The 3029-nt window shown below is 63.5% G+C and carries 4 protein-coding genes and 1 pseudogene; 3 read left to right on the top strand and 2 right to left on the bottom strand.

The genetic code is table 11. The annotated features are described in order from the left end of the window. Together EOD07_RS38220 and EOD07_RS28735 are read left to right on the top strand one after the other, a co-directional pair. Positions 1-187 (top strand): annotated as a pseudogene (locus EOD07_RS38220) (hypothetical protein); the annotation flags it as partial. 273 nt (positions 188-460) lie between these two features. Further along, complete coding sequence (locus EOD07_RS28735) at positions 461-1246, top strand: GGDEF domain-containing protein (protein ID WP_127237763.1); 786 nt, start codon at positions 461-463, stop codon at positions 1244-1246. Between the two features lie 36 nt (positions 1247-1282). Here EOD07_RS28735 and EOD07_RS28730 read toward each other — a convergent pair whose 3' ends face one another. Continuing rightward, the gene (locus EOD07_RS28730; RefSeq protein WP_127237762.1) at positions 1283-1702 is read right to left on the bottom strand and encodes a hypothetical protein; all 420 of its coding nucleotides are present in this window, start codon (positions 1700-1702) and stop codon (positions 1283-1285) included. 235 nt (positions 1703-1937) lie between these two features. On the opposite strand from EOD07_RS28730, the gene EOD07_RS28725 reads away from it, so the two are divergent. Beyond that, positions 1938-2753 carry a sterol desaturase family protein gene (locus EOD07_RS28725; protein WP_127237761.1) on the top strand — a complete coding sequence of 272 codons (816 nt, stop codon included), beginning with the start codon at positions 1938-1940 and terminating at the stop codon, positions 2751-2753. Between the two features lie 96 nt (positions 2754-2849). Here EOD07_RS28725 and EOD07_RS28720 read toward each other — a convergent pair. Then, on the bottom strand, positions 2850-3029 hold a 180-nt coding region (locus tag EOD07_RS28720), incomplete at its 5' end, for a hypothetical protein (RefSeq protein WP_164772626.1).

The raw sequence follows: 3029 nt of genomic DNA, 5'->3' as shown, positions 1-3029 counted from the left end.
GTTCTCGACCCTGGGCACGCCGAACACTCTCGGGACTCCGGACGCAGCCGCCATGAACAGTGCGGTGGCTCAGATGTCCGGCACGAAATTGGCCCGGATGAAGAAGCGTTGCGCTGACGTGCTCTCCAGCGAAGGAGCTTATGACAAGGATCTCAGGACGCTTTGCCTGATGATTTCGCGCCGTTAACGCATGCAGCAAGGCAACAGCCAACCGGGAAGCGTCGAACCGGCCGTGAGGCTCTGCGGCACACTCCTACGGCGTCGCCGGTTGCGGCGGCGCGCTGACGAGAACCTCCGGCCAGTCGGAGAGCCTGCCGCCTTCGGTGGCGGGCTTTCTGCCTGCCCGTCACCGCGGGCGGTTCCAGCGGCCTGTTAACTACACTTGCATTGAAGCTAATGTATTAGGACTTCGTTTGCGCTCCCGCTGCACAATGGGCCCAACTGCAGTGGGAGCAATGCCATGCGCATCGATTTGTCCCCGACGAGTTGGGGCAGGGTCGTGGTGGTCACCTTCGCCGGCACCGCCTTTTTCATTGCGACTGCCTTCTTCGTCGATTCCTTCAACTTTCCGTCGCTGTCGCCGCAGGCGCTGCTGTGGGCGAAGCTCACGGACCTGTTCCTGCCGCTCGTCCTTGGTGGTTCCTTCCTGTTCTTCCTGATGTGGAAGATGCGCCAGCTCGCGATCGCCCAGAAGGAGCTCAGCATCGTCGCGGCGACCGACAGCCTGACGGCCGTCTTCAATCGAGGTGCCTTCTCGATGCTGGTGGAGGCCTATCTCGACCAGGCACGCAGCCATGACGTCGCCGATTCCGGCGCGCTGCTGATCGTCGATGCCGACCATTTCAAATCGATCAACGACCGTCTCGGCCATGACTGCGGCGACCAGGCGCTGAAGCTGATCGCCAGCACGATCCAGGGGCAACTGCGCGGCGCCGACATTGTCGGCCGCATCGGCGGCGAGGAATTCGCGGTCTTCCTGCCGGGCGCCGACGCGACGCGCTCCTTCCTGGTCGCGGAATCGATCCGGCTGCGCATCCGCGAGGCCGGGTTCGCGCCCGGCGGCCAGCCATGGCCGCTCTCGGTCAGCATCGGCGGCATCGCCTTCAGCGGTCCAACGACCTATCACGATATGTTCCAGGTCGCCGACAGGCATCTCTACAAGGCGAAATCGAACGGACGCGATCAGGTGAGCTTCGAAAGTCCGCGCGGCGTGCCGTCGGGAGACGTCGCCGGCACGATCCACTGAACGGCTCTTCGCTCAGGAGTTCGGGCTGAACCGCCCTCAACGCCGGCTGCGGTTGAGCAGGGGCCTGTGCTGGCGGATCAACTGGCGCTCGATATCGAGATAGGGCCTGACCAGGCCCGCCGCGGTCGGGGTCGGTTCCGGCTGATGCACCACCGCCGTCAGCATGCCGTGTTCGGTGAGCAGGCTCAGCCATTTCAGCGCTTCCCATTTGGGCGTCGCGCCGCCGCGGCCCGCGAGGCTGCGGTTGATGTATCCCGGATAGGAAAGCAGGCGCTTGCCCGCCGAGGCGCCGCAAGTGCCGATCCTGACCGGCTTGCCCTCGGCGGTGATCCAGGCATAGACGGCTTCGCCGAGCTCGCACGCCTTGGGGTCGGTTATCGTCACCCGGATCGACGACCTGTCCCGGCTGAGCCGCATTTCCGCCGCCGGCTTGAAACGCTCGCGATCGAGAAACATCCGCCCTCCTAATGCATGTCGCCCGGAAGTGTGCAGCGGTTCCGGGACAACGACATGCATCAAAACAAAGACTTGAAGCGCGTCCGCAACTGACACGGTGAATGTCAACGGTCAGTGCGCTGTTTCACGCAGCGGTCGAATAGTTTCACGGGATTTCGCAGCACCGCCATCAACGGTCCGTTCATCCTTTAACGGCTAGTGTCGGACACTGGCCTCAGCCGATCCGCGAGCGACCGTGTTCGATCTCATCGACTACAAGGCGGTGCTGGTCATCGCCCTCATCTTCATTCCGCTGGAGCAGCTCCTGCCGCTGCATGCCGAGCAATCGGCGACGCGCCGGCATTGGCTGAACGACGTCTTCTATCTGCTCTTCAACGGCATCGTCATCAAGTTCGGCATGCTGCTGGTGATCGGCGCTGCGATGCTTATGGTCCGGCGTGTGGTTCCCGAGGCGCTTCCCGCCGCCGTCCAGTCGCAGCCTTTATGGCTGCAGGCAATCGAGGCCCTGCTCGTCGCCGACATAGGCTTCTACCTTGCCCATCGCGCCTTTCACGCGGTGCCGTTCCTGTGGCGCTTCCACGCCATCCACCACTCGATCGAGGAGATGGATTGGCTGGCCGCCCACCGCGTCCACCCGGTGGACCAGATCCTGACCAAGTCAGCTTCGTTCCTGCCGCTCTTCGTGCTGGGCTTTTCCAGCGAAGCGGTCCTCATCTACGCGCTGATCTATCAATGGCAGTCGGTGTTCATCCACTCCAACACACGCATCAAGTTCGGGCCGCTGAGATGGCTGATTGCCTCGCCGCAGTTTCATCACTGGCATCATGCCAATGATCGCCAGGCCTATGACAAGAATTTCGCCGCCCAGTTGCCCCTCCTCGACCTGATCGGCGGCACCTTGTTCATGCCGCAACATATGCCGGAGAAATACGGTGTCGACGAGCCGGTGCCGCAGCTCTATCACCAACAGCTCGTCTATCCCTTCGTGACCACGGCCGAGCCGGCCGCGCCGATCGCCGAAGCTTCGCCGGCGGCCGCCAAGCCGGAATGACGGCATGGAAATGCCTGCGATTCCGTGAACTGATGTCCGGGGCAGGCTTCCTGAAAGTGTGGAGTCTTGTTGGCAGGTGGCGAAGCCGGCCGGTGGCTATTTCCACATGCCGCGCATGCGGGCGCCGAGGTCGACCTTGACGCCCGGCCGCTGGCGCGGGTCGTCCTTGAGCGCGGCGCTTGCCCAGGACGATTGCTCGAAGGCCGAAAGCATCGAGGCCGGGATGAAACGGGTGCGCGAGGCATAGACGTGGCGGTCGCCGCGCGCTGTCTGGTT

This window comes from Mesorhizobium sp. M2C.T.Ca.TU.002.02.1.1 (genome assembly GCF_003997225.1).
Note: the sequence above shows the minus strand (reverse complement) of the source record. Positions and strands in the feature narration are given on the sequence as shown.

Bases quoted from the DNA above. Each gene is read 5' to 3' on its own strand.
- EOD07_RS28730 (WP_127237762.1), bottom strand. From the start codon at position 1,702: ATGTTTCTCGATCGCGAGCGTTTCAAGCCGGCGGCGGAAATGCGGCTC.
- EOD07_RS28735 (WP_127237763.1), top strand. From the start codon at position 461: ATGCGCATCGATTTGTCCCCGACGAGTTGGGGCAGGGTCGTGGTGGTC.